Here is a 24,963-nt window from a genome sequence, read left to right as displayed (position 1 = left end):
TCGCTTCGTCGGCTCGGCGGATGCTATTCGCCATCGGCCGCTCGCCCGACACCCACGAGGCCAGCCGTGTTCGCTATCGCCTCGAGGGCGTAGACGATCGCTCGCACGAAGGGCCGGGGGAGATGTTCCTGGCGCTGCGCTTTCTCGATCCGACGCTGGATCAATTGCAACTCGTCACCTTCAAAGCCACCGGCGAAAGCCCCGGCTGGAATCTCACTGTGGAACCCTCGGACGAGGATCCTCCACAAACACCGATCCACTGCGAAGCAACGCTGATCCACCGCCGGGAGATCGTACCAGTGCCATCAGGAGCTTCGTCATTTTGGGTGACGATCTCATCCGCCGGACCACCTGCGACCATGGGTTGCCTAACGATCGAAGGTCTCTCCATCTCCCGACTGCCCGCGAAGGGCGACAAGCCGGAACTGCTGGTGAGACCCGTCTTTTCACACGATGAGCCCGACGCACCGCCAGCGGGTTGGGTGCGCGATGGCCTGCACCGAAGCATGGCCCAAGTCGTTCACTTCGGAGCGAAGCCGGCCTCGGAAGGGTTGGCGGTGATTGACGATGACCCCTTCGCCCACGCGGAATGGCACACGAGTCGCGACGCGGCACCGAAGGTCCAGCACGGCGACCGTTTGCTCGTGGAGTGGAATGAGGCCTTCAGCATCGGTCTGGCGGATCGGGTGGAAATCCCGTATCCGGTGCCCGGGCCGGGCCGCTATCGCTTTGTCGCTACGCGGGTCGATCCGCTCGGCAAGCCTGTGGGAACGGAAACCACGCTCACCCTCATCGTAACCGCGCCGGTTTGGCAACGTCCGTGGTTCTGGGTCGCGGGCGCGGGTTTCGCCGGCCTCGGGGTGGTGATGCTGAATCGCGCGGCGGGACGACGAAAGATTCGCGAGCACTCCCGCCAATTGGAGCAGGAGCGGACGTTGCAAAATGAAAGGCTCCGGATTTCGCGCGACCTGCACGACGACCTCGGAGCGAGGGCCACCCATATCTCGCTCCTGAGTGCCATGGCGGAAGAACACGCCGCCTCGCCGGAAGGGGCGCGGGGCAGCTTCGCGCAAATCTCCGGCCTCAGCCGGGAGCTGATCTTCGCGTTATACCAGACGGTGTGGGCAGTGAATCCGGAAAACGATCACCTGGAAGCGCTGACCAATCACCTGTGCCAATTGGCCACCAAGCAGTGCGACGCCGCCCACGTGCGCTGCCGTCTGGAAGTGGCGAAGCTATCCCACGAGCGCCCCGTGGCCAGTCAACTCCGGCACCACGTGAGCATGGCGTTTTCCGAGGCGATGCACAACGCGATCCGGCATGGCAAGGCGAGCGAGATCACCACGCACATCGGCATCGAAAATGAGCAACTGATCATCTCCGTTCGCAATGATGGGCAAAGCTTCGACCCTCACACCGAAGGCGATGGCAATGGCCTGCGCAACATGCGCCAGCGCATCGAGACGATTCACGGGACGATGACAGTGGAAAGCTCCGCGAGCCAGGGCACGGAAGTGCGCTTCTCCGTGCCGCTGGCGTGAAAGCAGGCCGCTTACAAATGCGTCTGTGAACGATGCCGGGCGACCGCTTCCACGCGACTGCGCACGTGCATTTTCGCGCAAATATTTTTCACGTGGGTGCGCACGGTCTCGAGGCCGATTTGCAAACGGTCGGCGATCTCCTTGTAAATGTAGCCCGCGGCGAGCAATTCGAGCACCTCCGCTTCGCGCGGTGAGAGATGATGCGATTCGCGCGCGAGGCGGCCTTCCTCGTGAAAGTGCTGCACCACCTGTCGCGCAATGTGACTGGAGAGCGGAGCGCCGCCTTCTTGGACATCGCGGATGGCAGCGAAGAGCCGTTGCGGCGGGCTCGATTTCAATAGGTAGCCGCTGGCGCCCGCTCGCAGGGCGCGAAAGATCTGCGTGCTCTCTTCATAGACCGTCAGCATGATGATCTGCAGATGCGGCAGGATTTTTTTGAGTTCCGCGGTGCACTCGATGCCGGACATCTTCGGGAGCTTGATGTCCATGAGGACCGTGTCAGGCGGACGACGGGGAATCACCTGCAGCGCATCCTCGGCGGAACCGACGGCTCCCAGGCAAACGATATCCGGCGCCGTGTTTAGAATGCGGATGAGTTCCTCCCGCAAAGCGCGATCGTCTTCGACGATGACAACGGTCTTCTGCATGCCGGAGGATTACTGGACTCGCCACGACGTTCAAGCCGGGGACGACACAATTACCAACCGTCTCCGCCGTAGCTCAGTGCTGAACGACCAATGGTTCCTGCACGTGGTTGTTACTTCCGGCCAGCACACTCAAGGGGAGCGAGCAGCGGACGAGCGTGCCGCCTGCCTGCGGAGAGGCAATCGAGATCTCCGCGCCGATCAGTTTCGCCCGATATTTCATGGTGCGCCAACCGATCCCGTCCGGGCGCGTCTGCATCGCCGAGCCGCAGCCATCGTCTCCCACCGTGAGCGTCAAGCGCTCGTCGTCGACCACGATCTCGACAAATATCCGGGACGCATTGGCGTGCCGCATGGCGTTTTGCAATGCCTCCTGCGTGACCCGGTAGAGATGGATCGCGTTTTCCGGTTCCAGCGGCAAAACGTCCCCACAATTCCGGAATTCAATCCTGCCCCGGCACAGCGTATTCAGCCTCACGATCAGGCTGCGTACCGCGCTGACCAGTGTCTCGCCTTCCTTCCAGATCGGATAAATTCCGCGGGCCAGGTTGCGCACTTCCACAGTCGCTTCGGAAAGACTTTTTTGAATCTCCGTCGCGATCTTCACCCGCGGAGAAACGTCGGCCTCCAGATCCAACCGCAAACATTCGGCGGCGCAATTCAGCGCGGCCAATGTTTGGCAAACACCATCGTGCAAGTCCTGCCCCAGACGCATTTGTTCCCGTTCACCGGCCCTCACCAAATCCCGTTCCAATTCATTGGCATGCTCGAGCGTCTCCAGGCGGTGCCGCATTTCTTCCCGGAGTTTGCGCAAGGAAATCCCGCAACCCGCGGCGAAGAACATGCCGCAGAGCCGGTTCATGGCCGTCCAGGCGAAGCCGTCCAATCCTCGCACGGAAATGCCGTCCAACTCCCCAACCATCGTCAACACAATCGCCACGGAAGCGAAGGCCATGGTCTGGCGCGACGGGATGTACAGCGCGACGAAAAACACGATCCCGTAGTAGAACCCGAACATGCTGAAGGGCCACGGGATCACCAGATCGACCCCAGCCACCATCACCATCAAGACGAGACCTTCGGTGATTAGCCAACGCCTCGGCTGGCGGCCGATTCGCTCGAAGAAGCCTCCACCCCAAAGACGCACAGTCGCGCGGAGGCTGCGTGCGGGTAGGAGGTTCACCCACGCAGTTCTACGGGCCGTTCATTCTTAATGGATGAATGAAAGATTAAATTTTCCTAACCAAACATTCGCCGCCATTAGCGAACGCGGCGCTATTTACTTCGCGGCAGCGGTGCGAGATCAGGCGGAACGAAATGGTACTTTGCCTCGGGAGAGGAAAAGCGTTCGCGGGAATAGAAGAGACGGAGGAGCTTCTTTTCCGTGAGCTGGGTTTGGGCGGCGAGAAATTCCTGGGACGGTGGAGCGCCTGCGGCCAAAAGAGGCGGGCTGCCTGGAATCACCGCACCCGTGGCGCCGTACTCACCAAGCATCGCGGCTACGATTTGCAACCACGCCACCGTCATGGTCTCGTGATAGCCGCTGGTCGGCGTGTCCACGATATTTTGCGAACGATTGTAAGCCCGAATGCCAGCCGTCACTTTGGAGATGGCCTCGGTCAGTCCATACCTTGTGACATAGCAGTATGCCACCCGCAGATGCGCACGATGCGTCCAATGCACATAAGGCAGCGTGCAGTTCTCGAATTGGCGGAGAAATTCCTCGTCGCTCAGTCCAATGACCTCGGTTTTGGAAACGGCGGAATCGGTGTTCATCGGGACTGGGTCTGGGCGTCGAGGTTACGATAGTACACGGTGGTGCTGCAAAGACCGCCGCGCGGCATCAAGGCATAGCCGGGAATATCGCCGACGCGCACCCAGCCGAGGCGTTCATAAAGACGCGCGGCATCGCCACCGGTCACGGCATCGAGCACGAGCAGGGTCTTGCCACATTCGCGAGCGGCGGATTCGGCAGCGCGCATTAACGCCGCGCCCAAGCCCTGGCGGCGTGCTCGTCGATGCACGAGCATCTTCGAGAGATCGGCGCGGTGTGGTTGATTTTCCGGCACATCGAACGCCAACTGCACGACGCCGCACAAACCTTCTGCATCCTCAGCAATGACCAGTGCGCGCTCTCCCGCGGCGACACCTTGGGCCACACCTCGCCAAAACGCCGTCGCACGCCCGCGCGAGAGCGGGTGCATGAAGCTGACCGACGCACCGCCTTCGACGCAGTCGATCAACACATCTACCAGTCCCCTGAGGATGGCCTCATCCACGATCTGCACTCGACGCAGGGACCAGGATGGAGCGCTCATCGCCTGGATGGAGTTTCGGAAGCGATCACCACCGCATAACGCGCCGGTTTTCGTGTGGGATTGTGGAAGGTGATCGGGCGATCGAGTTGCATGGCGAGACAGTCGCCGGCGCGGAGGCGATGCCGCTCCTTGCCGAGAGAGATTTCGATCGCACCCTCCAGCAGCCAGATCTGCTGGTGCACGCGTCCTCCATGCAAATGGTTATCGAAAGCCACGCTGGCGCCGGCGGGAAAATGCACTTCGACAATCTGCATCGGCTGCGACAGGCCGACCGGAGAGATGTTGCGCCGAATGTAGCCCGACGCAGGATCCCTCCACTCCGGTTGATCCTCGCGTCGCGAGACTGGACTGGTAGGCCCGGATGCTTTGGCGCTCAGTCCATCGAATAACGACGGCAGCGTCGCCCCGAGGCCCGAGGCGAGTTTTTCCAACACCACCGCGGTGGGGCTGCTTTCACCGCGCTCGATGAGCGAGATCATCGAACGACTGACCCCGCTTCGGTTCGCCAGGGTATCCAGCGACAATCCCTGTGCGGCGCGTAACTCACGCACCCGACCGGCGATACGCTGATTCAAGTCGGACGCAGAATCCGCAGCCGCAGTGGCGGGCTTCGGCTTCATCCGTCAATCGGGTGCAAAGGGGTGCTCAGCATCAATTGGTAGAACGCCAGATCCAGCCAGCGGCCAAACTTGAAACCCGCCTGCCGGATCGTGCCGCAATGGGCAAAACCCAGCTTCTCATGCAGGACAATGCTCGCGTGGTTCGTGGAGTCGATACCACCGACGAGCGCGTGATAGTCCTGGCCTCGTGCCGCCTCGATTACCTGCTCCAGCAAAACGCGTCCTACGCCCCGGCGGCGAAACCGAGTGTCCACATAAATGGAATGCTCGACCGTGTATTTGTAAGCCGGGAATGCTCGAAACGGACCATAGCTGGCAAAGCCCAACAATTCCCCCTCTTCTTCCAACCCAATGACCGGGTAATTGCCACGCACCTTCGCTTCGAACCAACTCTCCATCATCTCCTTCGTGCGCGGTTTGTAATCGTAGAGCGCAGTCGAATTGACGATGGCCTCGTTGAAGATGGCGAGGATCGGCTCGGCATGGCGCTCGGATTGGCAGCGGATGATTTTCACGGATCTTTTGTCCATTATAATGGACAAATATGTCCAATTACAAGTCCACAATCAAACACCGTCTTTGGATCAACCTCACCCCTCCAAAAACCCGCGCCGGAATCTGGATTCATCCATCCAGACCGTGTTAAGCTTGCATCCCCCCATGATGCTGCCGATTTCGTAATTGGCGGGCCTCTCGTGGAGCGATATTTCCCTGAGCTAATTAATGCACGCCCCGCTTCACCAGCGAATGACGACCCGTGAGATCGCCGCGCACCTTGCCGCGGCGGCGGCGCATTTCCCTGTGCTCGGCGGCATCACCCATCACGACCTGCTCGCGCTCATTCACGCGGAACTCGGCAACGCGGAAGCCCTCGACGACTTTCACCCCTACGGTGCGCATTACGCCAAGGCGGTGGGGCCGAAGCAGATCCTCCATATCGTCAGCGGCGATACACCCGCCGCAGCGCTTCGGAGCCTGATCCTCGGCCTGCTCCTCGGCGCTCACAACCTCTGCAAGGTTCCTCATGCCGGCCTGCCGGAGCTTGCGCAATTCCAGAGCTGGCTGCCGGCCGCACTTGCCGCGCGAATCGAGATCGACCGCGAACTCACCTCGGATTGGATCGAGGAATCCGACGCGGTGATCGTCTTCGGCACCGACAGCATCGCCGATAAGATCCGGCCGTACATTCGGCCCGGGCAGATCTTTCTCACTCACGACCCCAAACTCAGTTTCGGCGTGATCTTCGACGACCCGAACTTCGCCTCCGCCGCTGACGCAGCGCGCGACGCCTCGATCTTCGATTCGCACGGTTGCCTGTCACCACACGTCTTCTTCGTGGCAAATGATCCCCTCGCCTACGCCGCCAAGCTGGCCGCGGAAATGGAGCGCGTGCACGAGCGCGAACCGCGCGGCGCACTCTCGCTCTCGGATGCCAATGCCATTCGCAACCTGCGCACTGAGCTCTCCTCCCGTCTCGCGCACGACGAACCGGTGGCCCTTTTCCAAAGCATGGACTCGACCGCATGGACAGTCGCCTTCGACGCCCTGCCTGGCTTTCCCCACCCACGTCTGAACCGCTTCGTTTTCGTGAAGCCCTTCCCGGAGGATTTCGCCGAGGCGCTGGCGGATGTGCGCCCGCATCTGAGTTGCGCCGGCATCTGGCCTCCGACATTGGAAAACGCCCGGGTATTGGCTGAAGTCGGAGTTTCCCGTATTTGCCCCGTCGGCCGCATGGACCTTCCTCCCATCACGTGGCACCACGACGGCCAACCCGTCCTGGCCCCGCTGGTCCGCTGGATCGACTGCGAGTCGGGCGGCTAACGCCGCAATGGTCGGGTGGAGGGGTGGCCACGAAAAGGCGCAAAAGACACAAAAAAGGAATCGGTAGCGATGCGTTCCTCCTTTGTGCCTTTTCGTGGCTCCCCTTGTGGTAATTCCACTGTAGGATTGCATTCGGACGGCGGCCCGGCATCCTAGGTGCCGCATGGCCAAAGAAGACGCGATCAAGACCGAAGGCGTCGTCACGGATGTGCTTCCCGGAACGATGTTTCGGGTGCAGCTTCCCAACGGCGCGCTTGTACTCGCCCACATTTCGGGCAAGATGCGCAAACACTTCATTCGCATCGTCCCCGGCGACAAAGTCGAGGTGGAGCTTTCGCCCTATGATTTAGGCAAAGCTCGCATTATTTTCCGTGAACAATAGCGCCCGGGCGCGCACTCTACCCTTTCCCTGCGAATAAGATGAAACCGCGACGCACCCGTCCGTCTGTTTCGTCCGAAGAAAACTCCACCAATCCCACACGCGTTATGTCCGACGAAAAGTCCAGCAACCCGAATCTCGAAAGCGCCAAGTCCCATGCGAAAGACGCGGCCCAGGCGGCGAAGAGCCATCTCAAGGAAGCCGTCGACTCCTCCAAGGAACACCTGAAACATGCCGCGGACGATCTCCGCGCCGCCGCGGAAGCCAAGGCCCGCGAATTGCGCGAAACCGCCGAAGCGAAAGCCCGCGAGTTTCGCGACACCGCCGAATCCAAGGCGCGTGAATTCCGCGGACGCGCCGAGCAGCAATACGGAGACACCGCCGAGCGCGTGCGCACTTTCCAGGAAGACACCGAAGCTTATATCCGCGCGAACCCGCTGAAGGCTGTGCTCACCGGCGTCGCCGCAGGTTTCGTCCTCGGCGCATTGTTCCGCCGCTAGCTCACGCATGCCCGACGCAACCACGGAAGAAGTTCGTCCTGCGAAAGAAGCCGGGCTGTTCGGACATCTCTCCGCACTGCTGGCCGCCAAATTGGCGTATCTGCACGCGCGCCTCGAACTGGCTGGGATCGAAAGCAAGGAAGCCGCGATCCATCTCGGCATCATCCTCGGGCTGGCCATCGTCGCCCTCGTGCTGCTGATCTTCGGCTATTTCTTTCTCGTCATCGCCGTGGCCTTTCTCATCGGCCTGGCCTTTGGCGGGCACGCGTGGGTGTGGGTGCTCTTTGGCGCGGCCGTGCTCCATCTTCTCGGTGCGGGATTACTCCTGCTCATTGCCAGGACACGACTCGGCGTGCCGCTTTTCCCGATCACCCTCGCTGAACTTAAAAAGGACCAGGAATGGCTGAAGACGAACGCAAAGCCGAACTGACCGCCCAACTCGCGAGTTCGCGAAAGCAGATCACGACCAACGTGCGCGCGTTGGGGCGCGACCTGGACTTCGCCGCGCGCGCGCGCCGGGCCTTCAAGACCCATCCCGCGATGTGGATTGGCGCCGCGATCCTGATCGGTCTCTTCGTCTCCCGACTGCCGTTTGGCCGGAAGAAGGTCGTGGTCAAAGAAGGGAAAAAAGCCGCGCCGACCGTCGAGAAAGTCGAAAAGGCCGGGCTGCTCATGGCCGCTCTGAAGATCGCTTTCGACATCGCAAAGCCGACATTGATCGGCTGGGCCACGCGCTGGATGGCCGATTATTTCGAAAAGGGCAATCGCTACGGCAGCGATTCGCGCTGACCGGCAGCGTTTCTTTTTTCCCGACGAAGCTCCTCCCCCCATCCGCCTCATTTCCACCGCGGTCTCGCCGTGCCGGCACGTAGGCAATATTTTCCGCGACTTCCCGAGTCCCAAACCGTTCTCTTCAAACCTTCCAACTACGCCACTTCGTCGATTTACAAACCTCGGCAAGTTTTGGTTGCAAACCCCCACCTGCTGAGACCATTTTCCGCCCGCGCATGGCAGACACAACCCCCACCCCGAACCAGCCCACCGTAGAGGTCTCACAGGAAGCCGTCCACACCCTCGCCCACGTCGACCAATATCTGCAGATCGCTCAGGAGTCGGGCGCCTCGGATATTCACCTCGGGGTGAACGCCCAACCGATCTGGCGGCGCAACGGCATCCTCGAGCCCGTCTGGCTGCAAGCCGACAAACTCTCCGCCGCCGACACCGAATCGCTGGCCATGGGCTTCCTCGACGACCATCAAAAGCATCTGCTCGCCGAGCGGGGCGACGTCGACTTCGCCTATGCCAATCCCATCGGCCGTTTCCGCGCGAGCGTCGTGCGCCAGCGCATCGGCATCGATCTCGTTTTCCGCGTCATCAGCACGAACCTGCGCACCATGGATGAACTCGGCCTGCCCGAGTCGCTCAAGCTCCTCACGCAGTATCACAACGGCCTCGTGCTCGTCACCGGCTCGGTGGGTTCCGGCAAATCGACCACCCTCGCCTCGCTGATCGAGGAAGTGAATCGCAACCGGCACGATCACATCATCACCCTCGAGGACCCGATCGAATACATCATCAATTCGAAAAACTGCCACGTCACCCAGCGCGAAGTGCACACCCACACCCGCTCCTTCGCCGCCGCGCTCCGCGGTTCTCTCCGTGAAGATCCGGACGTGATCATGGTCGGTGAAATGCGCGACCTGGAAACCATCCAGCTCGCCATCACCGCCTCGGAAACCGGACACCTTGTGATGGGCACGCTGCACACCGGCAACGCCGCCCGAACTCTCGACCGCGTCCTCGACGTTTTCCCCGTCGATCAACGCGAACAGATTCGCGTCATGGTCAGCGAATCCCTGCGCGGCATCATCTCGCAGCAACTCGTCCCGCGCAAAGACGGCCGCGGCCGCGCGCTCGCCATGGAGATTCTCGTCAACACGCCCGCCGTCGGCGCGCTCATCCGCGACGCCCGAACCTTCATGCTCCCCGGCGTCATGCAAACCGGCAAGAAGCAAGGCATGAAGCTGATGGACGATTCCCTCGTGGAGCTCTACGACGCCGGCATCATCTCGCAGGAAGAAGCCTACGCCCGCGCGGAGCAGAAAGCGCTCATGAAGCAACATTTCGCCGCGTGAAGAAAAGTTGATGGTTTATAGTTGATAGTTGATAGCCGCGCCTTCCGAGACCCATGTTTAATTTTGAAAAACTGGACGTCTGGCATAGAGCGATCGCCTTTGCCGATTCGGTGTATGCGACGACACGCCATTTCCCTTCCGAAGAGCGATTTGGCCTGACGAATCAGATGCGTCGGGCCGCGGTTTCAATCTCCTCGAATATCGCGGAAGGCACATCGCGAGTATCGAAAAACGATTTCGCGCGCTTCATCGAAATCGCCACTGGATCCCTTTTCGAAGTGATCTCCCAATCCTTCATCGCGAAAAATCAGGGCTTTTTGACCGAAGAGCAATTTCAACAACTTTACACTTCCGCCGAGGAGCAGGGCCGCATGCTCAGCGGCCTCCGGAAATCGCTGATTCCAGATTAAGCCGTCGCTTTCACGAAAGACGGCTATCAACCATCAACTCTCAACTATTCACTTTTCCCCTCCCCCATGCCTTACATCGATCAGTTTTTCGAAGTCCTCGTAAACGCCGGTGCGTCCGATTTGCATCTTGCCGAAGGACAACCGCCGAAGATTCGCCGACATGGCGAGGTGATGCCGATTCGCAACGAAGAGCTCACCAACGAAGAGATGGCTTACATGATGAGCGAGATCGCCGGGCCGGATCGCTGGGCGCGCTATCTCGAGGTCGGCGACCTCGACTTCGCCTACGAGATGGATGAGCACTCGCGCTTCCGCTGCAACTATCTCAAGCAGACCCGCGGCTTCGGTTGCGTGTTTCGTCTCATCCCGACGAAAATTCTCACGCTCGATCAACTCGGCATCCCGCCCGTCGTGAAAGAGTTCGGCCACCTGCGCGGTGGTCTCGTGCTCGTCACGGGCCCGACCGGCTCGGGTAAATCGACGACGCTCGCGGCGCTGATTGACTACATCAACGTTAACTTCACCCGGCACATCATCACCGTCGAAGAGCCGATCGAATTCGTGCACAAAAACAAGAAGTCGATCATCACCCAGCGCGAAGTGCCGGAGAATACCCCGAGCTTCCCGCAGGGCCTGAAAGCGGCTTTGCGCGAAGACGCGGACATCGTGCTCGTGGGCGAAATGCGCGACTTGGAAACCATTCAGCTCGCGCTCACCGCGGCGGAAACCGGTCTGCTCGTCTTCGGCACCCTGCACACGAACAACGCGCGCAAAACCGTCGATCGTATGATCGACGTGTTTCCGAGCGATCAGCAGGCCCAGGTGCGCACCATGCTCGCCGCGTCGCTGCGTGGCGTCGTCGCCCAGTTGCTCTTGAAAAAGACGGCGGAAGTCGGCGGCGGCCGTCTCGCGGTGAACGAAATTCTCGTGGTCAACAGCGCGGCCTCGGCCATCATCCGCGAAGGTGCCACCCAGAAATTGCAGGACGTGATCGTGGCCGGTGGCGGTTCGGGCATGCAATTCATGGACGACGCCATCTGGAAGGTCATGCAGCAGGGCATTGTCAGCCCGCACGAGGCCTACATGAAGGCGATCGACAAGAATCGCTTCCGCGTCTTCCTCCCACCGGAGGACGAAGGGCTGTAAGGTTCATCGATCCACTTCCCAAAGGCGCCAGAGGTCAGGCGCACTCCAAAACGCTGGCGCGCCAAATCGCCGGCCTACGACGTCGGAAACGGGTTCCGCTCCGCGAAGCCGGCTTGGTGCCAGTACGGATAAGCCCGTGGCACGGCGCTGGCCTCGTCAAGTTTGGCGACTTGTTCCGGCGTGAGGTTCCAACCGACCGCACCCAAGTTCGCCCGCAGTTGCTCTTCATTCCGCGCACCAATGATGATCGTGGAAACCGTCGGCCGCTGCAGCACCCAGTTCAGCGCAATTTGCGGGACGGTCTTGCCGGTTTCGGCGGCAATGGCATCGATGGCGTCGACCACTTTGTAGAGATACTCCTCGGACACCTGCGGCCCCTTTTCGAGATTCAGTGGATCCTTCAACCGCGAGACTTCCGGCGCCGGGTGTCCACGGCGGATTTTCCCCGTGAGCCGGGCCCAACCGAGCGGACTCCACACCACCGCACCGACCTTCTGGTCCAGGCCCAGCGGCATAAGCTCCCATTCGTAATCGCGCCCCACCAGCGAATAGTAGGCCTGATGCGCCACATACCGAGGCAGCCCGTATTTCTCGGACACCGCCAGGGCTTTCATGAGATGCCAACCGGAGAAATTCGAGACGCCGACATAGCGGATCTTCCCCGCGCGAACGAGATCGTCCAGGGTACCGAGCACTTCCTCGTGTGGAGTTTGCGCGTCGTAAGCGTGGAGTTGAAAGAGATCGATGTAATCTGTCCCCAAGCGCCGCAGGCTGCCCTCGACGGCCCGGGTGAGATGGTGCCGCGAAGAGCCGACATCATTCGGTCCTTCTCCGCTACGGAAAGTCGCCTTGGTCGAAATCAGCACCTGGTCGCGCCGGCCAGCGATCGCCTGCCCGAGCACTGTCTCAGAATTTCCTTCGGAATAAACATCCGCGCTGTCGAACATGTTGACACCGGCCTCGAGCGCGATGTCCACGAGGCGCGTCGCTTCCTGGCCTTCCGTGTGGCCCCAGGCGTTGAACATCACATGCCCCTTTCCGCCAAAGGTGCCGGTGCCGAGAGTGAGAACCGGGACCTTCAGTCCTGAACCGCCAAGTAGTCTGTATTCCATGATTTTTTACCGCACGATCTCCGACGACGGAAACCAGACGTAGAGCATGAGATACACGAGCACGCCGGTGACGGAGACGTAGAGCCAGATGGGAAAGGTCCACTTGGCGATCCGGCGGTGCTTTTCGTAGATCGCCTTGAAGGCCGGGATGATCGTCATCAGGACGAGCGGGACCGTAAGAGCGGCCAGGGGCGTGTGCGTCCCGAGGATGAAGAAGTAGAGCGCCTTCGGCCAACCCGGATAGGTGAAGTGGGTGACCACGCCATGCTTGAGATAATGATACGTCAGATAGCAGCCGAGAAAGACCGTCGAGGTCACGAGCGCACAAATCATCGAAAGGATGTGCGCCTGTTTCATGTCGTTCTTGATGAACGCAATGCCACCTAGAATAAAAACCGTGCTCAACGCATTGAGGCTGGCGTTGATCAGCGGCAGATCGGAGGCATGCATGAGGCGTTACTTCTCGTCGAGCAGGCGATGGATGTCGCCGACAATATCATCCACACCTTCCTTGGAAGCTCCCTCGTAGAAACCGCGCACCATGCCGGAACGATCGACGAGAACGAGGCGCGTGGTGTGCGTCACCGGACCGTCCAAGGGCGTGCCGCCGGCGATGGGCAGCTTGAATCCATCGTGGGCGAGCTTGACGATGGCGTCCCGATCTCCCGTGCAAAAGAACCACATCGGGCTGGCCTTGAAGCGCTTCGCATATACATCCAGCACCTCCGGCGTGTCTTTCAGCGGGTCGACGGTGATGGACAGGAAACGGACATCGGGCAACGGCCCCAATGCCTTCTGCACCTCGGTGAAACGGCTCTGCAAGGCCGGGCATGGCCCGGGGCAGGTCGTGTAGAAGAAGTCGGCGACCCACACCTTGCCGGTGAGATCCGCGAGCCCGAGCGACTTGCCGCTGCGCTCCGTGAGCGAGAAATCCGGGACCGGCCAATACTTTTGCAATGTGGCGGCCTTTGGCTGCGGCTGCAGGATCACCACGGCATCCGATGGTTTGCCGCAGCCGGCGAGAAACAGGGCTGCACCGAGCAGCGCAAAGGTCAGCGGTCGCACGCTCACGCCTTGGTAAAGACCATGAGACCGAGGATCAACGGGAGGAAAAGAATCGACGCGAAGAACAAGCGGCGCGCGCTGGCCCGCTCACGCTCGATGAGGAACTGCACGGCGAAGAGGAGCATCACGCCATCGAGCAAGAGCGCCCCACCGAGGTAGATATCGCCGTTCATCCCCATGTGATAAGGGATGAGCGTAATGACGATCAGCGCAAAGGTATAGAGCAGGCTGTCCATCGCTGTCTTGCTGCCAGTCACATCGTCGCGCCGCAGCATGACGAAGCCCGCCCCTGCGTAGTCATCGCGATACATCCAGGCGATGGCGAGGAAGTGCGGCATCTGCCAAGTGAAGAGAATGCCGAAGAGCACCCACGCGCCGAGGCTGAGCGAAGGCTTCACCGCCACCCAACCAATGACCGGCGGAATCGCCCCGGAAATGGCCCCCACGATGGTGCAAAGCGCCGTGCGGCGCTTGAGCGGAGTGTAGGCGGCGATGTAAATCAGGATGGTCGCTGCCGCGAGAAGGGCGCTCAGCGAATTGACCGTCACCACCAGCCAGGCAACACCGACCACACCCATGACAATACCCAGGGCCAGCGCGTGCGACGGCTTCACCCGACCGGCCGGCAGCGGGCGATAACGGGTCCGCTCCATGAGCCGGTCCACGTTGCACTCGATGAATTGGTTCAACACCGCAGCTGACCCTGCGGCCAGGGTCGTACCCAACACGGCATTCATCAGGAGCAGCCAATCAAGGCGTCCATCCGTGGCGGCACAGAAGCCGACGAAAGTGGTGATGATGACCAGCAGGCTCAAGCGCGCCTTGGTGAGAACCATCAGGTCGCTCCAAATCCCCGGCTCGGCTTCTTCGCGTGCAACCTCCAGCGGGATAGTCAGTTCCGAGGTATTACGGTTCACGCTTGGGGCTCCGGGAGGGGATGAGTTGAAGCTGATTCGTTTGTAGCATCGGCATTGGGCGCATGGCTGGCACGGACCGCGATGAAGACAGTGGCCGCGAACAGCGCCGCGCCATTGACAACATGCAAGGTGGTCAGCACCGGCGGACGCAGATGCCAGATGACGAACATACCCAAAAGCACCTGCGCTACAAGCAGCACCAGCAACAACACCGCCGGCCGGGCCAACCGGGCTTCACCGGAAACGATCGCCCGCCGGGCGAGCAGGATGACGTGAATCGCCACGAGCAACGCCAGAAAGCGGGTATGGGTAAAGTTCATGTCCACGTAGGCGTTGTGGGTCTTCGGCATGAATCCGCCGCCTGGGGCCAAGGGAAACGTCGGAATCGCCAGGCCGGCGCCCAGATGACGCATCGTCGCGCCAACGATCAATTGGACAAAAATGAATCCAGCGGTGAGCCAGCCCAGCCGCGCGACCTTCCGAAAGGAGGGCTTCACCACGATCTGCGACCACATCGGCGAAAGCACCGCCGCGAGGGAAACCACGAGGCAAACCTCAATTTGGGCAAAGCAGCCGTGGAGGATCCGGAAGGTGGTGGCGATCGTGGTCGTCGTCGCTTCGATCCCCTGTGGATCGAGAATCACCCGAAGTCCGCCAAGGACAGCCTGTGAAAGAACTCCGACGAGCGCCCAGGAAGCCAGCGGCATGGCCGCACGAGGAAGCTGGCGACGCCGCGACAGCACCCAGAAGAACAGAATCAGCACCAGCGTCATGACCAACCCGGCCGTGAGGCGGTGACCATGCTCCAACCGCATCATGAAATTCTCCCACCAGCCGGCGGGATTCAGCGAGCCATTGCTTAACGGCCAGTCGGCAAAAGCCATCCCGGCGCCGGAGGTCGTAGTATACCCGCCGATGAAGACGAGGACGAACGTCACACAAACGACCAGCTTGGCGAAACGGGCGAGCCAAGCGTTGGAAGTGGTCGTTTGAGGATCGGCGGAATTCACGAACAAGAGGAGCGGGAACGTCGCCGACCGCGCCGCGCAGTCAACACCACAGATACCCGCAAAAACTTACTTGGCCGGAGCCGGAGCGGTCGGTGCAGTGGCAGCAGGAGCGGCCGGGGCAGCAGCGCCCGGAGCCGGAGCGGCCGCGGCGGCCGCCGGATGAGCGAGTTCGGATTGCTGCTTCGACCACTCATCAAATTCCTTCTGCGACTCGACGATGAGCTGACCGCGCATGCCGAAGTGACCGGCGCCACAGAGCTGGCCGCAGATAATATCGAACTGGCCGTCGCGGATCGGTCGGAACCAAATCGGGATACGGGAACCGGGGATCGCGTCCTGAGCCACGCGCATGTGTGGCACGGCGAAGCTGTGGATGACGTCACGCGAGGTGATGTCGACCACGGTCGGCGTCCCCTTCACGGTGTGGACTTCAAACTTGGAAGCAAAGTCGTCCTTGCCATCCGGATCGTTCGGGTCGATGCCCAGCGGATTGCTCGCGCTGATGAAAGCGGGATCAGTGCGACCGAAACGACCATCCGGCCCCGGATAGTGGAAGTTCCAGGAGAACTGCTCGGCGATGCAGTGAATGCGCACGGCCTTGGAGTTGTCGAGGTAGTTGTCGCCGTTCACGCGCATGGCCCAGATGGGCACCGCAAACCCGAGGAGCAAGCAGGCCTCGATGATGACCACCGAAAGCTCGAGGTGCGTGGAAACCTTGCTCTGCACGCCGTGATAGTCGGCCTTCGGATTGCGGGAGCGATGGAAGCGCCAGATCGTATAGAGGAAGAAGATCGACCAACCGACAAATAGAATGGCCATGAACCAATGGCAAATCTCGAGCAGCATATCGACCTGCGCACCATGCTCCGAGGCGTTGGGTACTATTCCGAGAAGTTTATTGAGCATATAACTGAATTATTTGATGTCCTCCTGGACGGTCGTAAGAGGCGAAAACTCAGCGTGCGGAGGCAGAGGAGACCGGGCACGTTTCGCGAGGTTGTAGATGAAGGCCCCGATCCCGCCGAGAATGGCGAAGATGAAACCCAGCATCAGAAAAATTGCGCCGTTGATGGCTTCACCGGTCTTGGGAGTGGCGCCCATGCACACGCTGCAAGCGGAGGCAGCAGCCGGCCAAAGGGCCGACAAGGCAAGGCTCCAAAGAGCCGGGGTGAGGATTCCACGGGAACGCTTCATAGAATGAGCGTCCGCGATTTGCGCACGAAATAGATGCCGTAGATGAAAAGGGCTACGGCCGCCAGCGCGCTGGCCACACCGAACAGAGTGATGTCGCTGGCAAAGCCCCACCATGCACAAACGCCCGCGAGGATGTCGCTGATGGCGATGAAGATGATATGGAAGGCTTTGATCGACATTTAGTGATGGTTGTGGAGCGTCTGGGTAATCACATCCGTGCGCGCCAGGTAGGTCAGGAAGAAGAGGATGAAGAAGAAGATCGCGGTGAAGATCAGGAACTTCCAGATCGTCTGCTTTTCTTCCTTCAAGTGCATGAGGATGAGGGCGATGACCAGGCCATTGACGCACGTGACCAGCAAGGTGGCCAGGACCTGGAGCGACGCGCTCACGTTCACCGCTACGGTGACAGCGATCAGTACCATGATGGCCTGCACTCCACCGATCAGCACATACTTCTTCATGTGCTTCTCGACCTCGCGGACTTGCTGCTCCGAGACGGGCGCGGGTTCCGACGACTCGGAATGTTTCGATTCACTCATAGGGCTTTACAGGAGGTAGAAGACAGGGAACACGAAGATCCACACGAGGTCGACGAAGTGCCAATAGAGGCCGACGACTTCGATCCGGTTGGCCATGTGCTCGGGATTGCGCAGGTAAAGGGCGCGGTCGAAGAACAGGAAGTAGATGAACATGACCAGGCCACCGAGGATGTGCAGGCCGTGGAGGCCGGTGATGGCGTAGTAGATGGCGAGGAAAGAGCTGTGCTTGGGCACGAACGCGCTCCAGGAATCGAGATCGTCGGCGTGAATCGTTGCTACCTGTTCCGACAGGTGACGCTTCCAGAAACCAGGCCGGTCGTACTTCGGATTGGTCGGGTCGGTGTAGATCTCATCGAGCGCCATTTCAAAGGCCTCGATCTTAACGCCGGGTTCGTTCCGCAGCGCTTCGGCATCACTCGGTGCCTTCACTTTGATCGACAGGGTCTTGCCGCCCTCTTCCGACTTGGAAATTTCCAAGCCACGTTTCTGGATCAGCGCGTCGAGTTGGGCCTTATTTTCCGGGGCGACTTCGACTTCCACTTCGTGGAGGTGGCCGGTGATTTCCGGACGAGGGGCGAGGCCCTTCTTGGCGAGGTAATCGTTACCCAGATACTTGTCGTACTCCGCCCACTTATCCTTCTTAATGAAGGTGCCGAAGTGGTGGAACTTGTCGTTCCATTCGTAGGAGAGCTTGATGACGAGGAAGACGGTGCCCAGGACCACAGCGGCCCCGAGGAACGCTTGATACTGCTTCCAGCGACGCATCTTGAGCGACGCCCAGGCGAGCACCACGCAGACGGAAGAGATGATCAGCAGGATCGTGTTGAGCGTTCCCACCGGCACGTCGAGCAGACCATGCGGCCAGTAGCCGTCGTCCGCACCCATGCGCAGGAAGGCATAGGCGGAGAAGAGGCCACCGAAGAGCATGACTTCGGAAGCGAGGAACAGCCAGATGGCCAGCTTGGCGTTATAGAGACCTGTATCCGGCCGGGGTGTTACTGTATGCGGAATTTCCATGTCGACAGATTAGTGAGCGAGCGCGGGCGTCGGGGCGGCAGCGGGTTTGTCGGACTTCGGCGGTTCGCTTTGCGGGGTGAAATCCTTGTCCGCGCCAGGCACGCTGTATTCGTAGGGACCACGATAGACCGTGATCGGCTTGGTGAAGTTGCCATGGCCGGGAGGCGTCGGCGTATCCCACTCGAGAGTGGTCGCATCCCACGGGTTGTCATTCGGTACCTTGCGGCCGCGGAAGATGCTATAGAAGAAATTGAAGATGAAGATCAACTGGGTCGCGCCAAGCAGGAAGGCGGAGGCGGACATGAAGTTGTTCCAGTGCAGGACCGGCTTGATGATCTGTTCGTAGCTGACGCCACCATCGTACCAGCGGCGGTGCACCCCCGCGATACCCTGGATGAACATCGGGAAGAAGATGCCGTTGATGAAGACGATCGAGAACCAGAAGTGGAGCTTGCCGAGCGTGTCATTCATCATCCGACCACAGGCCTTCGGGTACCAGTAGTAGACACCCGCAAAGAGGGCGAAGATCGTGCCCGGAGCGACGACGTAGTGGAAGTGACCGATAACGTAGTAGGTGTCGTGCAGGTAGAGGTCGGTCGAATTGAACGCCAGCGGGATGCCGGTGAGACCACCGATGCCGAACATCGGGAGGAAGGTCGTGGCGAAAAGCATTGGCACGGTGAAGCGGATGGCTCCTCCCCAAAGCGAGAGCAACAGGGCCGTCACCAGAATGACCGACGGGATGGAGATCATGACCGTGGTCGTCTGGAAGAAGCTGGAAACCTTGGCACCCATGCCGGTCATATACATGTGGTGCGCCCACACGACGAAGGAGAGGAAGCCGAGCACGAAGATCGCACCGACCATCGCCTTGTAGCCGTAAAGCGGCTTGCGAGTGTTGTTGGCGATGACCTCACCCACGATGCCGATGGCCGGCAGGATGAGCACGTACACCTCGGGGTGGGCAAGGAACCAGAAGAGATGCTGCCAGAGCAGCGGGCTGCCGCCCCCACTCCAGTGAGTGAGATGACCGCCGACCATCAACCCGGTCGGGATGAAGAAGCTGGTGCCAAAGGCGCGATCCATGAGCTGCATGAAGCCGGCGGCTTCGAGCGGCGGGAAGGCGAGGAGGAGCAGGAAGGCGGTGACGAGTTGCGTCCAGCAGAAGAAGGGCAGACGCATCCAGGTCATCCCCGGGGCACGCAACTGAATGCACGTGGCGATCGTATTGATCGAACCGAGGAGTGAACCGGTAATGTTGAAGACCATACCGAGCAGCCAGATGGTCTGACCGTTGAAGAACGGGTGCACATTGGGACCGGAATCCGAAATGACCGAGAGCGGCGGATACGAGGTCCAGCCGGACTTGGCCGGGCCGCCCGCGACGAAGAAGCTCGAGAGCATGATCACGCAGCTCACGAAGAAGGTCCAGTAGCTGGCCATGTTCAGCTTCGGGAACGCCATATCGGGCGCACCGACCTGCAACGGCATCACATAGTTGCCGAACGCGGCGACCGCCACCGGCACCACGCCGAAGAACACCATGATCGTGCCGTGCATGGCGCCGAGGATGTTGTAACCATCGGCGGTGAGCATGCCAGGGTGGCCATTCTGGTCATTGGCGAAAATCGCGGGGAAAACCTTTTGCAGCATCGGACCGAGGAACGACGGCACCGGCAGGCCCGGGTGAGCGAGCTGCCAGCGCATGAGCATCATGAGGCAGAAGCCGAGGAAGAGAAACGCCAGGCCGGTAATGCCATACTGGATACCGATGACCTTGTGATCCTGGGAAAAGACGTACTTTTGCCAGAACCCAAGGTCATGATGGTCGTCGTGACCGTGACCGTGGTCGGGTGAATGCGTGGTTGCTGCGGTAGCCATAAGTGCTTGGGCGACGTGAACTACTTCTTGGCCTCAGGGAACTTTTGCAGTTCCGGCTCGGTCCACGGCGCGGGGCGGTTTTCAAATTCTTTGCGGACGTCGGAAATCATCGCCGGGGTGACACCCTTTTCGTCCTTGTTGCCGAAGGAATTGCGCACGTAATTGATCACGTCCGCGAGTTTGTTGTCGTCCTTCAGGATCGGGAATTGGGTCGGGAGCGGCGGCATCGGCACCGCGTAGAGCATGTCCTTGACCTTGAGCGGAGGGTTCACTCCCTTGAGGGTCATCGCAATCATGCGGCGCGAATCGCCCTGCGTGTATTCGGTCCCGGCGAGCGGAGGAAAGGCACCAGGGATGCCAAGGCCGGTCGGCTGATGGCAGGCAATGCACGTCTGCATATACACCGCCTTGCCGCGTTCGATGGACGCCTTGAGGTCGAAGGCTTCCTCCGACTTGGCGAGCGCAGTGAGCACGGTGAGCACGGTGAGCGAGGCGAGAGCGGTGAAAATCGTTTTCATCTTGATTGCGGGGTCGTTAGCTTACTGACGACTGAGGATCCTTCAACTGACCGGTGACCGGTGAGAAAGAAAAGTGCGGCAGCGGATTTGGATGTTACTGAGTAGGCGACTAAAGCGGGGATCGAGGTTTCTGGATGCGAAGAGATTATTTCCAAGCGTCGAGTTCCGGCTGGGTCCAGCTGGTCTTGCGATCGGCAAATTTCTTGCGGGCGGCCGTGACGACGTCGGGAGCCACCGGGCCGCTGGTGTTGCCAAAGTTCGAGCGGACAAAGGTCATCACTGCGGCGATATCCTCGTCCCGGAGGACGGCTTCCTGAGGCGGCATCACGTTGTTGAACGGCTTTCCGTCCACGGTGAAGGCACCGATGTTGCCCTTGAGGATGATCGCGGCGAAGCGGTCGGTCGGACCGTTGACGTAAGGCGACTTGACGAGCGACGGGAAGACCATCGGCAGACCCATGCCGGTCGGCTGGTGACAGGCGATACAAATGGTCATGTAACGCATCTTGCCTTTGGCCAGGACATCCGGACTGGCCGCGCCGGAGGCAGCGGCGGCCCGGAGCAGCCGTTCCAGGAGCAGGTGCGGCGGCCGGGGCAGCTCCGGGAGCCGGGGCGGTGGCCGGTTGGGCGCCGTTCGGAGCGGGGGCTGCGGCTTCACCCGGGTAATTGGCATCGGCCGGAATCTGCGACAGCGTCGCTTCGGTCCAGGAAGCGCTCTGGGCGGCGTAGTCTTTCTTCGCCCGCGAGCACTTTCGCTTCGGAAATTTCCCCGGCCTTGTTACCCCATTCCTGACGCACGTAGCTCAGGACGGCGGCAATCTTCTTCGGGGAAAGCTGCGCTTCCCACGGCGGCATCACCTGCGCCGTGGTGAACTGCTTGCCGTCCACGGTGATCGGGCCACTCAGACCCTTCAACACGATGGCGAGCAGACGCTTCTCTCCACCCTGCACGATATCCGAACCAGCGAGATTCGGGTACTGTCCGGGCACGCCCATGCCATTGGGCTGGTGGCAGGCGAAGCACACCTGGCCGTAAACAATCTTACCCTGCTGGGCGAGCGACAATTGCGCTTCGGCCGGGCCGGCGTTGGCGCCCGCTTTTTCCGGCAGCGGGAAGAGCACCGCGGGCGAGCTCTCGTACTCGTTGTAGACGTTGCCGCTCAGGCCGCCATTGAAAACGCCGAAGTAGACGCCAGCCCAGACAAGGGCCACGCCACACACGGCGGTCAGCCACAAAGGCATCGGCGTTACTTCCGCCGACGGTTCGGGCTTTTCACGTTGCACCGCGGCGTGCACCTCGGTGACGTCGGGCGTTTCCTGATAATCGATACGGTTGGGACCTTCGTTGGAATTACTCACTTGGCGGCAACCTCCGGCGTGGCGGTTTTAACTTCCTTGAGCGGATGGCTCTTATCGAGAGACAGCAGGTAGCCAACGAGCTCTTTGGCTTCCGGCTTGGGCACGATCTCGTAGCCGTCCTCGACCGCCACATTCAAGGCTTCGTCGGAGCGTTGGCCGGAGATCTTGCGCTTTTCAAACAGGTAACGATACGCCGGCATCTTCGAGTTATGGATGATGGTGTTCGGCGCGTAGAGATGGAGGAGCTGCCAGGCGGCATCGCGCTTGGCGGGCTTGTATTGGGCGTTTTCGTCCACGGGTTCGTTGCGCCACTTGGCGGAACCGACGTTGGCCAGATCCGGCCCGATGCGGGAGCTGCCGAGGAGCGGCGGCGAATCGAAGATATAATCACGAGCCACCGTGCGGCGGGTACCCCAACCGCGGTCGATATCGGTGCCGTTTTGCTCGTCGCGAACCTGCTGCGAATGGCAGTAGATGCAGCCTTCGGAGATGTAGACGGCGCGGCCGCCAGCGACGATACCGCGATTTTCGATCGGGTAGATGTCGACGACTTTGCCTTCGTCATCCTGGAATTGCGGCTGCATGCCGCCGAGTTGGGCCTGGGGCACCAGCACGAGAGCGAAGAGCGACAGGGCGAATGACCCGACGATCCCGGTCAGCAAATAATTGGAACGGTTCATTAGTGTTTGGCCTCCTCTCCGATGGGCGCGAAAAGGGTCGGCTCACCGCCAGGCTGGCCGATGCGCAACAACATGAGCAGGAAATGCAAGCCGAAGACGAGGTGGCCGACGCCGAGCAGGAGCCACGCACCGATCCGGCCGAGGTTCAGCAGTTCGCTCGTGTTCATAACCGTGGCGAAGATGGTGTTGTCGCTGTCGTTCAGGGCCGCGCCGGTCATGAGGCCGCCAATGAGGAGGGTTACGACGAGCAACGTGCCGCCGTAAGCCGCACCCCAGAAGTGCAGGCTGATCATCGAGGACGAGAGCCACTCGCAACCCACGAGCCGCGGGAGGATGTAGTAGATGGCCCCGAAGATGACCATGCTGAAGAACGAGTAGACCACCAGTTGCATCTCACCGTTTTGGAACTGCGTGAAGTGCACGATGCGATCGACCGACCGGAGCGAAGCGAACAAGCCGATGACACTCGAGACGGTGAAGGCGATGGCGCCGAAGAAGGTGAAGCGGATGGTCGGGCTATGATAGACCATGTGGAACTGGCCTTGCATGGTGAGCACGAGGTTCGCGGTGACCGTCACGATCTGAACCAGGAGGATGATGCTCGAGGCGATGCTCAACGTCACGATCCAGGCGGGAATCGGGCCGCCGCTCAATCGCACCGCGCCCCGTCAGACCGGTGAAGACGATGAAGGACCAGAAGCCGATCGCCGCGAGATTGTAGCTGTGCACCGGGCGGTTGACGACCTTCGGGATGAGGTAGTAAGCCGCCGCCAGAGCGATCGAGGTCAGCCAGATATTGAGGAAGTTCTGCGTCGCCCAAGCCGCCACGAGGTTTTGCACCACGCCGGAGACGTTGGGAAGCACGTGGGCCGCATGCGCCATGGCAAAGCTCCACGGGAACCAGAAGAGAGCGGCGACCAGATACCACACCGAGATGAACGGAGTGGTCTGCGAGCGGAAGCTGAAGAGCAGAAGAGCCCACACTGCCACAAGCAGGTAGCCGAGGAGCATCAGCACCGCGGAGCCCGTCGGGATTTCCAAGCCTTCCAAACCGGTCGTTTTACCACCCAGGATATTGAGGATGCCGTAGGTGAGACCGACCTGCCAGAAGACGGCGCCAGTGAAGAGCACGCCGGGGAATTTCACCTTCACGCGACCGAGACGGGCCAGCAACCAGATGGTCACGCCCAAGCCGGCGAGGCTGCCCCAACCGAAGCAGATCGTATTGGTGAAAGCGGGCCAGATACGGCCGTAGCTCAGGAACGGCACATCGGCGAGGAATCCAGGCGAGTAGAGCTGGATGGAAGCGATGATGCCCAGCACCGTGGCCAGCATGAGCCAGAGGATGCCATTGCCGAAAAAGAAGAGCACGGGGCCACGCGCGGAGGCGTCGATGGCGGCGCGCTCAACTGCCGGATAACTGGTTTCAGCAGTCGAGGCCGGAGCGGTCGTCGAAGTAGGAGCGGTAGCGACAGCGGTCATTTCGGGTTTTCGGTCGGATTAATGAGTGGAGGACGAGCTGGGGTAGCCGGCGCCGCAGCGGGAGCGGGTGCGGGAGCGGGCGCCGCCGGTTGCGGAGCGGGCGCAGGAGCAGCTGGTGCCGGAGCGGGCGCCGGGGCAGCAGCCGGAACTGGCGCAGGCACGGGCGTAGCGGCAGGGGCAGGTGCCGGAGCGGCGGCCGGTGCAGCCGCGGGCGCGGCGGCGGGAGCCGGAGCGGCCGGTGCAGGCGTGGCGCCGAAGTGGATCGTATACGCACCCTGCGGCCAGGACGGCAGCGAAGGCGGAGCAGGCTCCTTCGAATTCGGATCGGGAACGATCACCGGGAGCGGCGGTTCCACTTTGACTTGCGAAGGAGCGGGCTTCTTGGTGCTGAGTTCGGTCACGGCCAGCGGGATCGCCTCGGCGATGGTGACGTGAGCCAAGCCCTTGGCCTTGTCGACCCAGCCTTCGGAATTCAGCTTTTCCTGCGCTTCTTTCTCGAGGCGTTCGCGGACCGCGATGCGATTCGAGGCACGGCGTTGTTCGAGGGTTTGCCCAGGCTTGCCGGAGAAGGCGAGCAGCGCCACCGCGACGATGACTACTGCGAAGAGCAGGACAAATACCCCGAGAAAGCCGAGGAAGCCGTTGGACGTGCGTTGTGTAGATTCGTTCGCCATG

33 protein-coding genes are annotated in these 24,963 nt (G+C 60.9%); 9 read left to right on the top strand and 24 right to left on the bottom strand.

Features of this window, described 5'->3' with window-relative positions; genetic code table 11:
- The first annotated feature begins 20 nt into the window (after nucleotides 1-20).
- A complete protein-coding gene (locus tag CFE428DRAFT_RS10880; RefSeq protein ID WP_162145261.1) occupies nucleotides 21-1,541 on the top strand; it encodes a sensor histidine kinase in 1,521 nt (506 codons plus the stop codon).
- 11 nt (nucleotides 1,542-1,552) lie between these two features.
- Here the strand turns inward: CFE428DRAFT_RS10880 and CFE428DRAFT_RS10875 are convergent, their stop codons facing one another.
- The 6 genes from CFE428DRAFT_RS10875 to CFE428DRAFT_RS10850 all read right to left on the bottom strand — a co-directional run bounded on the left by CFE428DRAFT_RS10875 (nucleotide 1,553) and on the right by CFE428DRAFT_RS10850 (nucleotide 5,653).
- The gene (locus CFE428DRAFT_RS10875; protein ID WP_006979579.1) at nucleotides 1,553-2,188 is read right to left on the bottom strand and encodes a response regulator transcription factor; all 636 of its coding nucleotides are present in this window, start codon (nucleotides 2,186-2,188) and stop codon (nucleotides 1,553-1,555) included.
- Between the two features lie 73 nt (nucleotides 2,189-2,261).
- The gene (locus CFE428DRAFT_RS10870) at nucleotides 2,262-3,368 is read right to left on the bottom strand and encodes a sensor histidine kinase (protein WP_237705476.1); all 1,107 of its coding nucleotides are present in this window, start codon (nucleotides 3,366-3,368) and stop codon (nucleotides 2,262-2,264) included.
- 92 nt (nucleotides 3,369-3,460) lie between these two features.
- Entirely contained in the window at nucleotides 3,461-3,961 is a 501-nt protein-coding gene (locus CFE428DRAFT_RS10865) for a hypothetical protein (RefSeq protein WP_006979577.1), read from the bottom strand.
- Complete coding sequence (locus tag CFE428DRAFT_RS10860; protein WP_006979576.1) at nucleotides 3,958-4,503, bottom strand: GNAT family N-acetyltransferase; 546 nt, start codon at nucleotides 4,501-4,503, stop codon at nucleotides 3,958-3,960. Before CFE428DRAFT_RS10860 ends, CFE428DRAFT_RS10865 begins: the two co-directional genes overlap by 4 nt.
- Nucleotides 4,500-5,123, bottom strand: coding sequence for a helix-turn-helix domain-containing protein (locus CFE428DRAFT_RS10855; RefSeq protein WP_006979575.1), 624 nt, complete (start codon nucleotides 5,121-5,123; stop codon nucleotides 4,500-4,502). The genes CFE428DRAFT_RS10860 and CFE428DRAFT_RS10855 overlap by 4 nt, the downstream gene beginning before the upstream one ends.
- Nucleotides 5,120-5,653: a GNAT family N-acetyltransferase gene (locus tag CFE428DRAFT_RS10850; protein WP_006979574.1), complete on the bottom strand. Its 534-nt coding sequence runs from the start codon at nucleotides 5,651-5,653 to the stop codon at nucleotides 5,120-5,122. Before CFE428DRAFT_RS10850 ends, CFE428DRAFT_RS10855 begins: the two co-directional genes overlap by 4 nt.
- Nucleotides 5,654-5,870: 217 nt before the next feature.
- On the opposite strand from CFE428DRAFT_RS10850, the gene CFE428DRAFT_RS10845 reads away from it, so the two are divergent.
- The 8 genes from CFE428DRAFT_RS10845 (at nucleotide 5,871) to CFE428DRAFT_RS10805 (ending at nucleotide 11,514) form a co-directional block, all read left to right on the top strand.
- Entirely contained in the window at nucleotides 5,871-6,944 is a 1,074-nt protein-coding gene (locus CFE428DRAFT_RS10845) for an acyl-CoA reductase (RefSeq protein ID WP_006979573.1), read from the top strand.
- Between the two features lie 163 nt (nucleotides 6,945-7,107).
- Entirely contained in the window at nucleotides 7,108-7,326 is a 219-nt protein-coding gene (gene infA, locus CFE428DRAFT_RS10840) for a translation initiation factor IF-1 (RefSeq protein ID WP_006979572.1), read from the top strand.
- Nucleotides 7,327-7,430: 104 nt separating this feature from the next.
- Complete coding sequence (locus tag CFE428DRAFT_RS10835; RefSeq protein ID WP_006979571.1) at nucleotides 7,431-7,823, top strand: ElaB/YgaM/YqjD family protein; 393 nt, start codon at nucleotides 7,431-7,433, stop codon at nucleotides 7,821-7,823.
- Nucleotides 7,824-7,830: 7 nt separating this feature from the next.
- Complete coding sequence (locus CFE428DRAFT_RS10825; RefSeq protein ID WP_006979570.1) at nucleotides 7,831-8,253, top strand: phage holin family protein; 423 nt, start codon at nucleotides 7,831-7,833, stop codon at nucleotides 8,251-8,253.
- Nucleotides 8,223-8,612, top strand: coding sequence for a hypothetical protein (locus CFE428DRAFT_RS10820; protein WP_006979569.1), 390 nt, complete (start codon nucleotides 8,223-8,225; stop codon nucleotides 8,610-8,612). Before CFE428DRAFT_RS10825 ends, CFE428DRAFT_RS10820 begins: the two co-directional genes overlap by 31 nt.
- A 218-nt stretch (nucleotides 8,613-8,830) precedes the next feature.
- Entirely contained in the window at nucleotides 8,831-9,958 is a 1,128-nt protein-coding gene (locus CFE428DRAFT_RS10815) for a type IV pilus twitching motility protein PilT (RefSeq protein WP_006979568.1), read from the top strand.
- A gap of 53 nt (nucleotides 9,959-10,011) precedes the next feature.
- The gene (locus tag CFE428DRAFT_RS10810; RefSeq protein ID WP_006979567.1) at nucleotides 10,012-10,368 is read left to right on the top strand and encodes a four helix bundle protein; all 357 of its coding nucleotides are present in this window, start codon (nucleotides 10,012-10,014) and stop codon (nucleotides 10,366-10,368) included.
- Nucleotides 10,369-10,434: 66 nt separating this feature from the next.
- Entirely contained in the window at nucleotides 10,435-11,514 is a 1,080-nt protein-coding gene (locus CFE428DRAFT_RS10805) for a type IV pilus twitching motility protein PilT (RefSeq protein WP_006979566.1), read from the top strand.
- 74 nt (nucleotides 11,515-11,588) lie between these two features.
- Here the strand turns inward: CFE428DRAFT_RS10805 and CFE428DRAFT_RS10800 are convergent, their stop codons facing one another.
- From CFE428DRAFT_RS10800 to CFE428DRAFT_RS38435, 18 genes are all read right to left on the bottom strand, one after another.
- Complete coding sequence (locus CFE428DRAFT_RS10800; protein WP_006979565.1) at nucleotides 11,589-12,626, bottom strand: aldo/keto reductase; 1,038 nt, start codon at nucleotides 12,624-12,626, stop codon at nucleotides 11,589-11,591.
- 6 nt (nucleotides 12,627-12,632) lie between these two features.
- The gene (locus CFE428DRAFT_RS10795) at nucleotides 12,633-13,076 is read right to left on the bottom strand and encodes a DUF420 domain-containing protein (RefSeq protein ID WP_006979564.1); all 444 of its coding nucleotides are present in this window, start codon (nucleotides 13,074-13,076) and stop codon (nucleotides 12,633-12,635) included.
- A 6-nt stretch (nucleotides 13,077-13,082) separates the two neighbouring features.
- Nucleotides 13,083-13,697, bottom strand: a complete 615-nt coding sequence (locus CFE428DRAFT_RS10790) for an SCO family protein (protein WP_006979563.1) — start codon at nucleotides 13,695-13,697, stop codon at nucleotides 13,083-13,085.
- Entirely contained in the window at nucleotides 13,694-14,608 is a 915-nt protein-coding gene (cyoE, locus tag CFE428DRAFT_RS10785) for a heme o synthase (RefSeq protein WP_006979562.1), read from the bottom strand. Before cyoE ends, CFE428DRAFT_RS10790 begins: the two co-directional genes overlap by 4 nt.
- Nucleotides 14,605-15,618: a COX15/CtaA family protein gene (locus CFE428DRAFT_RS10780; RefSeq protein WP_006979561.1), complete on the bottom strand. Its 1,014-nt coding sequence runs from the start codon at nucleotides 15,616-15,618 to the stop codon at nucleotides 14,605-14,607. Before CFE428DRAFT_RS10780 ends, cyoE begins: the two co-directional genes overlap by 4 nt.
- Before the next feature lie 66 nt (nucleotides 15,619-15,684).
- The gene (locus CFE428DRAFT_RS10775; RefSeq protein ID WP_006979560.1) at nucleotides 15,685-16,524 is read right to left on the bottom strand and encodes a cytochrome c oxidase subunit II; all 840 of its coding nucleotides are present in this window, start codon (nucleotides 16,522-16,524) and stop codon (nucleotides 15,685-15,687) included.
- 9 nt (nucleotides 16,525-16,533) lie between these two features.
- Entirely contained in the window at nucleotides 16,534-16,812 is a 279-nt protein-coding gene (locus CFE428DRAFT_RS10770; protein WP_131989257.1) for an LPXTG cell wall anchor domain-containing protein, read from the bottom strand.
- Nucleotides 16,809-16,991: a hypothetical protein gene (locus tag CFE428DRAFT_RS10765; RefSeq protein ID WP_006979558.1), complete on the bottom strand. Its 183-nt coding sequence runs from the start codon at nucleotides 16,989-16,991 to the stop codon at nucleotides 16,809-16,811. The genes CFE428DRAFT_RS10770 and CFE428DRAFT_RS10765 overlap by 4 nt, the downstream gene beginning before the upstream one ends.
- Entirely contained in the window at nucleotides 16,992-17,351 is a 360-nt protein-coding gene (locus tag CFE428DRAFT_RS10760) for a hypothetical protein (protein ID WP_006979557.1), read from the bottom strand. It abuts the gene before it with no gap.
- Nucleotides 17,352-17,357: 6 nt separating this feature from the next.
- Nucleotides 17,358-18,368 (bottom strand): cytochrome c oxidase subunit 3, encoded by a 1,011-nt coding sequence (locus tag CFE428DRAFT_RS38860; protein ID WP_006979556.1) that lies wholly within the window; start codon nucleotides 18,366-18,368, stop codon nucleotides 17,358-17,360.
- Between the two features lie 9 nt (nucleotides 18,369-18,377).
- Nucleotides 18,378-20,249: a cytochrome c oxidase subunit I gene (locus tag CFE428DRAFT_RS10750; protein WP_006979555.1), complete on the bottom strand. Its 1,872-nt coding sequence runs from the start codon at nucleotides 20,247-20,249 to the stop codon at nucleotides 18,378-18,380.
- 20 nt (nucleotides 20,250-20,269) lie between these two features.
- On the bottom strand, nucleotides 20,270-20,767 hold the full coding sequence (locus CFE428DRAFT_RS10745; protein WP_006979554.1) for a c-type cytochrome: 498 nt from the start codon (nucleotides 20,765-20,767) through the stop codon (nucleotides 20,270-20,272).
- 145 nt (nucleotides 20,768-20,912) lie between these two features.
- Nucleotides 20,913-21,425 (bottom strand): c-type cytochrome, encoded by a 513-nt coding sequence (locus CFE428DRAFT_RS10740; RefSeq protein ID WP_049975609.1) that lies wholly within the window; start codon nucleotides 21,423-21,425, stop codon nucleotides 20,913-20,915.
- A complete protein-coding gene (locus tag CFE428DRAFT_RS33415) occupies nucleotides 21,422-22,126 on the bottom strand; it encodes a c-type cytochrome (RefSeq protein WP_006979552.1) in 705 nt (234 codons plus the stop codon). The genes CFE428DRAFT_RS10740 and CFE428DRAFT_RS33415 overlap by 4 nt, the downstream gene beginning before the upstream one ends.
- Nucleotides 22,123-22,806 (bottom strand): cbb3-type cytochrome c oxidase subunit II, encoded by a 684-nt coding sequence (locus CFE428DRAFT_RS10730; RefSeq protein WP_006979551.1) that lies wholly within the window; start codon nucleotides 22,804-22,806, stop codon nucleotides 22,123-22,125. Before CFE428DRAFT_RS10730 ends, CFE428DRAFT_RS33415 begins: the two co-directional genes overlap by 4 nt.
- Nucleotides 22,806-23,429: a cbb3-type cytochrome c oxidase subunit I gene (locus CFE428DRAFT_RS40390; protein ID WP_272941106.1), complete on the bottom strand. Its 624-nt coding sequence runs from the start codon at nucleotides 23,427-23,429 to the stop codon at nucleotides 22,806-22,808. Before CFE428DRAFT_RS40390 ends, CFE428DRAFT_RS10730 begins: the two co-directional genes overlap by 1 nt.
- Nucleotides 23,323-24,288 carry a cbb3-type cytochrome c oxidase subunit I gene (locus CFE428DRAFT_RS40385; RefSeq protein WP_006979549.1) on the bottom strand — a complete coding sequence of 322 codons (966 nt, stop codon included), beginning with the start codon at nucleotides 24,286-24,288 and terminating at the stop codon, nucleotides 23,323-23,325. Before CFE428DRAFT_RS40385 ends, CFE428DRAFT_RS40390 begins: the two co-directional genes overlap by 107 nt.
- Nucleotides 24,285-24,962, bottom strand: coding sequence for a hypothetical protein (locus CFE428DRAFT_RS38435; protein ID WP_006979548.1), 678 nt, complete (start codon nucleotides 24,960-24,962; stop codon nucleotides 24,285-24,287). Before CFE428DRAFT_RS38435 ends, CFE428DRAFT_RS40385 begins: the two co-directional genes overlap by 4 nt.
- Between the last annotated feature and the right edge of the window lies 1 nt (nucleotide 24,963).

It is taken from the genome of Chthoniobacter flavus Ellin428, assembly GCF_000173075.1.
GTDB classification, from domain to species: Bacteria; Verrucomicrobiota; Verrucomicrobiia; order Chthoniobacterales; family Chthoniobacteraceae; genus Chthoniobacter; species Chthoniobacter flavus.
Note: the sequence above shows the minus strand (reverse complement) of the source record. Positions and strands in the feature narration are given on the sequence as shown.

Coding starts and splice junctions, on each gene's coding strand:
- CFE428DRAFT_RS10750 (WP_006979555.1), bottom strand. CDS start 20,249: ATGGCTACCGCAGCAACCACGCATTCACCCGACCACGGTCACGGTCAC.
- CFE428DRAFT_RS10880 (WP_162145261.1), top strand. CDS start 21: ATGCTATTCGCCATCGGCCGCTCGCCCGACACCCACGAGGCCAGCCGT.
- CFE428DRAFT_RS10730 (WP_006979551.1), bottom strand. CDS start 22,806: ATGAACCGTTCCAATTATTTGCTGACCGGGATCGTCGGGTCATTCGCC.
- CFE428DRAFT_RS38435 (WP_006979548.1), bottom strand. CDS start 24,962: ATGGCGAACGAATCTACACAACGCACGTCCAACGGCTTCCTCGGCTTT.
- CFE428DRAFT_RS10825 (WP_006979570.1), top strand. CDS start 7,831: ATGCCCGACGCAACCACGGAAGAAGTTCGTCCTGCGAAAGAAGCCGGG.
- infA (WP_006979572.1), top strand. CDS start 7,108: ATGGCCAAAGAAGACGCGATCAAGACCGAAGGCGTCGTCACGGATGTG.
- CFE428DRAFT_RS10810 (WP_006979567.1), top strand. CDS start 10,012: ATGTTTAATTTTGAAAAACTGGACGTCTGGCATAGAGCGATCGCCTTT.
- CFE428DRAFT_RS10835 (WP_006979571.1), top strand. CDS start 7,431: ATGTCCGACGAAAAGTCCAGCAACCCGAATCTCGAAAGCGCCAAGTCC.
- CFE428DRAFT_RS10805 (WP_006979566.1), top strand. CDS start 10,435: ATGCCTTACATCGATCAGTTTTTCGAAGTCCTCGTAAACGCCGGTGCG.
- CFE428DRAFT_RS10865 (WP_006979577.1), bottom strand. CDS start 3,961: ATGAACACCGATTCCGCCGTTTCCAAAACCGAGGTCATTGGACTGAGC.
- CFE428DRAFT_RS10845 (WP_006979573.1), top strand. CDS start 5,871: ATGACGACCCGTGAGATCGCCGCGCACCTTGCCGCGGCGGCGGCGCAT.
- CFE428DRAFT_RS10760 (WP_006979557.1), bottom strand. CDS start 17,351: ATGAGTGAATCGAAACATTCCGAGTCGTCGGAACCCGCGCCCGTCTCG.
- CFE428DRAFT_RS10850 (WP_006979574.1), bottom strand. CDS start 5,653: ATGGACAAAAGATCCGTGAAAATCATCCGCTGCCAATCCGAGCGCCAT.
- CFE428DRAFT_RS10800 (WP_006979565.1), bottom strand. CDS start 12,626: ATGGAATACAGACTACTTGGCGGTTCAGGACTGAAGGTCCCGGTTCTC.
- CFE428DRAFT_RS40385 (WP_006979549.1), bottom strand. CDS start 24,288: ATGACCGCTGTCGCTACCGCTCCTACTTCGACGACCGCTCCGGCCTCG.
- CFE428DRAFT_RS38860 (WP_006979556.1), bottom strand. CDS start 18,368: ATGGAAATTCCGCATACAGTAACACCCCGGCCGGATACAGGTCTCTAT.
- CFE428DRAFT_RS10820 (WP_006979569.1), top strand. CDS start 8,223: ATGGCTGAAGACGAACGCAAAGCCGAACTGACCGCCCAACTCGCGAGT.
- CFE428DRAFT_RS10765 (WP_006979558.1), bottom strand. CDS start 16,991: ATGTCGATCAAAGCCTTCCATATCATCTTCATCGCCATCAGCGACATC.
- CFE428DRAFT_RS10815 (WP_006979568.1), top strand. CDS start 8,831: ATGGCAGACACAACCCCCACCCCGAACCAGCCCACCGTAGAGGTCTCA.
- CFE428DRAFT_RS10855 (WP_006979575.1), bottom strand. CDS start 5,123: ATGAAGCCGAAGCCCGCCACTGCGGCTGCGGATTCTGCGTCCGACTTG.
- CFE428DRAFT_RS10770 (WP_131989257.1), bottom strand. CDS start 16,812: ATGAAGCGTTCCCGTGGAATCCTCACCCCGGCTCTTTGGAGCCTTGCC.
- CFE428DRAFT_RS10795 (WP_006979564.1), bottom strand. CDS start 13,076: ATGCATGCCTCCGATCTGCCGCTGATCAACGCCAGCCTCAATGCGTTG.
- CFE428DRAFT_RS10775 (WP_006979560.1), bottom strand. CDS start 16,524: ATGCTCAATAAACTTCTCGGAATAGTACCCAACGCCTCGGAGCATGGT.
- CFE428DRAFT_RS10860 (WP_006979576.1), bottom strand. CDS start 4,503: ATGAGCGCTCCATCCTGGTCCCTGCGTCGAGTGCAGATCGTGGATGAG.
- CFE428DRAFT_RS10875 (WP_006979579.1), bottom strand. CDS start 2,188: ATGCAGAAGACCGTTGTCATCGTCGAAGACGATCGCGCTTTGCGGGAG.
- CFE428DRAFT_RS10745 (WP_006979554.1), bottom strand. CDS start 20,767: ATGAAAACGATTTTCACCGCTCTCGCCTCGCTCACCGTGCTCACCGTG.